The organism is Psychrobacter sp. UBA6291, assembly GCF_002439405.1.
Classification (GTDB): Bacteria; Pseudomonadota; Gammaproteobacteria; order Pseudomonadales; family Moraxellaceae; genus Psychrobacter; species Psychrobacter faecalis.
This window is the reverse complement of record NZ_DJUD01000036.1, coordinates 1-4,314: the sequence shown is the minus strand read 5'-3', so window position 1 is coordinate 4,314 and position 4,314 is coordinate 1. Positions and strand designations below refer to the sequence as shown.

Annotated in this window: 5 protein-coding genes; 3 read left to right on the top strand and 2 right to left on the bottom strand. The window is 43.0% G+C overall.

Annotated elements, in window-relative coordinates:
* Positions 1-29: 29 nt before the first annotated feature.
* From B3R91_RS06140 to xseB, 3 genes are all read left to right on the top strand, one after another.
* Positions 30-398: a hypothetical protein gene (locus B3R91_RS06140; RefSeq protein WP_144297622.1), complete on the top strand. Its 369-nt coding sequence runs from the start codon at positions 30-32 to the stop codon at positions 396-398.
* Positions 399-600: 202 nt separating this feature from the next.
* Entirely contained in the window at positions 601-2,130 is a 1,530-nt protein-coding gene (gene xseA / locus B3R91_RS06135; RefSeq protein ID WP_286796863.1) for an exodeoxyribonuclease VII large subunit, read from the top strand.
* A 62-nt stretch (positions 2,131-2,192) separates the two neighbouring features.
* A complete protein-coding gene (gene xseB, locus B3R91_RS06130; protein WP_144297620.1) occupies positions 2,193-2,438 on the top strand; it encodes an exodeoxyribonuclease VII small subunit in 246 nt (81 codons plus the stop codon).
* Positions 2,439-2,450: 12 nt separating this feature from the next.
* Here xseB and pncB read toward each other — a convergent pair whose 3' ends face one another.
* Both pncB and B3R91_RS06120 read right to left on the bottom strand, forming a co-directional pair.
* On the bottom strand, positions 2,451-3,692 hold the full coding sequence (pncB, locus tag B3R91_RS06125; protein ID WP_286796862.1) for a nicotinate phosphoribosyltransferase: 1,242 nt from the start codon (positions 3,690-3,692) through the stop codon (positions 2,451-2,453).
* Positions 3,693-3,944: 252 nt separating this feature from the next.
* Positions 3,945-4,314, bottom strand: a 370-nt coding sequence (locus B3R91_RS06120) for an RNA-guided endonuclease InsQ/TnpB family protein (protein WP_286796861.1), incomplete at its 5' end; no start/stop codon positions are given.

Genomic DNA, 4,314 nt, shown 5'->3' with positions numbered 1-4,314 from the left:
ATTTCAAGTTGAGAGTGGGGTAAACTATTATGAATATTTTTAATAAAACCGCTACTTTAACAGCAACACTGGCTTCGGCTCTGGCTTTGAGTGCCTGTCAAAGCACGCCTTCTTCACCGGTGATTCAGCGCGCTAACTCGATTTATGAAACCACGGGCATCGCTGAGAGCAAAGTCAAAGCTCAGCAAAATGCAATAGACAGTGCGCAAAAAACCTGTGGAAGAAAACAAGTGATTATCGTTGATGATAAAGTCAAATATAACGGTATTTTAAATGAGCAAACGGGTCGTATGGTCGGACAAGCAGGCGCGGTCATCGGTTCAATCTTTGGGACGGGCACGCCAGATTTATCACGTAAAGATGATTATGAGTATATGATTAATTTTCGTTGCCAATAAAAAATGATAATTTAACAAAGCTCTTAGCCAATAAGTTTGCGAGATAGCTATTATATTCATCGCAGCTTATTGGCTTTACTTTTTGTCGCGGCACTTTTGGGGTAAACTATCCTGTCTGGTCTTTTATACCTGCAACCTTTACTTTGATGAGTTAATCTAACGCCACCAGCCTTTCAGCCTCGATTACCTTTGGTCTCCTCTTATGCGCAAACCCAATCTAGCAAATATGAAACAAGTCAGCTCCAAAAAAGACAAAGTATTGGTGCCTGCCAAAGATTTAGCGACCTTGGAGGCGGAACTGGCTGAGCAAGAAAACAGTCTGGAAGTCAGTTTAGAAGATACGGTTTTGCGCCTAAGTGATTACTTATCGGCGGTCGATATGGTCATCAAACAGACCTTTAATCACCGCGTATGGGTAAAAGCTGAGATTCGCAACCTATCAAGTAAAAGTGGGCATTATTACTTTGAGCTAGCAGAAAAAGATGACGACGGCAAAGTTATTGCCAGCTGCCGTGGTAATCTTTGGCGCTTTAAAGCGGCGCGCGTCTTAGCAAAGTTTGAGCGCGCAACCGGCATGCCGCTTGACCGTGATTTGACCGTCTTACTCAAAGTATCGGCAGGCTTTCATGCACAATACGGTTTCTCACTGACGATTGAAGATATTGACCCAAGCTACACTTTAGGCGACTTGGCGCGGCAATATGCGGAGATGGTCGACCGCTTGACGGGCGAAGGCTTATTAAACCTAAATCAGCAGCTACCCACCCCATTTGATATCGAGCATGTCTTAGTCATTGCCCCTGAAAAAGCGGCGGGATTGGGCGACTTTCAAGCCGATGCGGACCGCTTAGCTCGTACAGATGCCTGTCATTTCCATTATCACAATGCTACTTTTCAAGGCAATCACGCACCAAGAGAAATCCGTCAAGCTATCGTTAGCGCCCAGCAGCAGTTTTACGACACCTATCAGCGCCTGCCAGATTTGTTAGTCATTATCCGTGGCGGTGGCGCCGTTGGTGATTTAGCATATCTCAATGATTACGAGCTTGCCGCTCTTGTTGCCGAGCAACCTATCCCTGTCTGGGTTGGTATCGGTCATGAGCGTGATAAAGTGATTTTAGATGAAGTGGCGCATAGCAGCTTTGATACACCATCAAAAGTGATTGCTGCTATCATGACGCATTTGGCCCAGCTCGTCACGCAAACCCTGCAATACCAAGCGCAAATCAAACAAGCAGCGCAGCATCAACTGAATATCGCTGAGCAACAAACGTCACGCCAGTTGAGTCACATTCAGTCGCAAACGATTGGTCAACTGACCGCCCTGCAAAAAGACAGTGATTATGCTTGGCAGAGTATTCAGCAAAGTGCCCAGCGCCAAGTCAAACAAGCAGCCAGACGAACCAGTGAGCTGCGAGTCCAAACTCAAAACTCTGCTTATCAGCAATTAACCATTGCATCAAGTTATAGCCAAAACCAAAAAAAGACGATTATACATAATGCCCAGCAGCAGTTGCTACAAGCACGACGTGATAGCGAATATCTGCGCGATATTGTGCTCTTGCATCGTCCTTCTCGTGTGCTTAAGCAAGGCTATACCATGCTGACTGATGCAAAAGATAAAAAAATACTAACCAGCAGTACGCAACTTTATGCTGAGCAAACGCTACATATCGTCTTAAAAGATGGTAAAGCAAAAGCACAGATTATTGATGTAAATATTGATAAGTAAGAAATACAACCTACCGCCCATTCAACTTAATCAAAGACTTTATTTTAAAGTTAGGAAACCTTATGACAACCCCTACTCGCAAACGTAAAAAAGCCGCCCCAAAGACCTTTAAGGCAGCTTATGATATTTTAAAAACCAATGCCGCTGAGCTACAGCAACAAGACGAGCCTGATATCGATAATCTGATGACGACAGTGGAAGAGTCGATTGCCGCTTATCGTGTTTGCGAAACTCGTATTAATGCCGTGCAGCAAGCATTAGATGCCGCTTTCGCCGAAGAAGATAGCATCGAGAAAAGCGACATTTAAGTTAAACCAATTTTACTCTGGCTCATCGACTTCAAAGACTTGGCGCAAATAGGCAAGATAGGTATCATTATTGATCATGGTCTTGCCTGGGCTGTCTGACAATTTGGCAACCGGCTGCCCATTGCACTCAACCAATTTTAGGACGATATTAATCGGGGTGATACCCATATCGTTGGTCAAATTGGTGCCAATGCCAAAGCTGGTTCTTATTTGACCTTTAAAATATTGATGTAAATTCCACGCCTTATTTAAATCCAATCCATCACTAAAGGTCAAAATCTTGGTTCTTGGGTCTATTTTTAATTTCTTATAATGCGCAATGGCCTTATCACCCCAAACATACGGGTCGCCGCTGTCATGACGCAGACCATCGAACAGCTTGGCAAAATACAAATCAAAGTCGCGTAAAAATGCATCCATCCCAACGACGTCGGTCAGCGCAATACCCAAATCACCACGATACTCATGTACCCATGCTTCAAGTGCCGCTTTTTGTGAATCACGCAAACGCACATCCAATGCCTGAAATGCCTGCATAAACTCATGTGCCATCGTTCCTATCGGCGTCATGCCAAGTTTTTTTGCTAAATAAACGTTTGACGTACCGCTAACGATTTTTGGTTCCGCTTTGTGTAAAGTCTCAACCACATGCGCTTGCCAGACTTTGCTAAAACGCCTACGAGTACCAAAATCGGCTACGATAAGTGGCGGTGTATTATTATCATATTTTTCCTGCTTTACGGCATATTGGTGCAATAAGTCAACTTTTCCATCCAACCTGCGCTGCCCTTCCTCAATGACGCTGGCATTAGATAAGGCACTAAAATATAGCTCATTCACAATGGCTAAGACAAATACTTCAAAAAACATTGCCTGAATCATCGGCCCTTCGATATCAATAAACAAGCGACCTTTTTTATCGGTGCTAACAGTGATAAAACGGCGTTTTAGCTTAAACAACTCTAGGTAATCAACGAAGTCTGAACGCATAAAGCGCAATCCGCGTAAATACTCCAGCTCATCTTCTAAAAATCGCAATTCACACAAGCTGTCCAGCTGTTTTTCTAACGCTTCTTTAATATCCGCCAATGGATACAGCGTATCTTCGTTATTACGGCAGCGAAAACGGTACACGCCATGGGTCTGCGGAAACTGATGCAGCATGGCTTGCAGCATAGTAAATTTATATAAGTCGTTATCCAATAACGAGGTAATAATAGGTTCAAAAGGTTTAGAAGTTTGAGTAACGGTCATGTTACAGCCTTAAATGCAAAAATGAAAAGCCGCTAAAAAATATAGCGATGAAATAGGTAGCAATAGTTATCAAGATGCCAAAGTTATCAAAATGTTAATAATAGAAAAGGTTCAGATTTTGAGTATAACGAAGTTTGTCTCATTTTTCATAACTCAACGCTTATAAAAGCAAAACTACAACGATAATAATCGTATTTATCCTTTTACTCTGACTTATAGGTTTGGAATAACAGCCTTGACTTCCTCTCCTCCCTAAAGTGAGGGGATTCCTACTACTAGACGCTCAAGCCCGAGCGCAAGAATATTCTTTGCCGCATTAATATCACGGTCATGAGTGACACCGCACTCGCAAAGCCATTCTCTTATTCCTAAGTTTGCTCTACCTTTCGGACTGTTTTGGCGTGAGCCACAACACGAACAAGTTTGGGTGGTGTAACTTTCATTTACCTCATCATAGTAGCAACCTGCGTTCTCGCACTTATAGGTCAGTTGCCGCTTAATCTCAAACCAACCTGCATCATAGACGGACTTGGCGAGTTTGCCCCTAGTGAATGATTTTGATTGAAGTTTGCCAATGATGATTATTTTATTAGTCTTGGTAAGGTTGGTGGTAAATTTATGA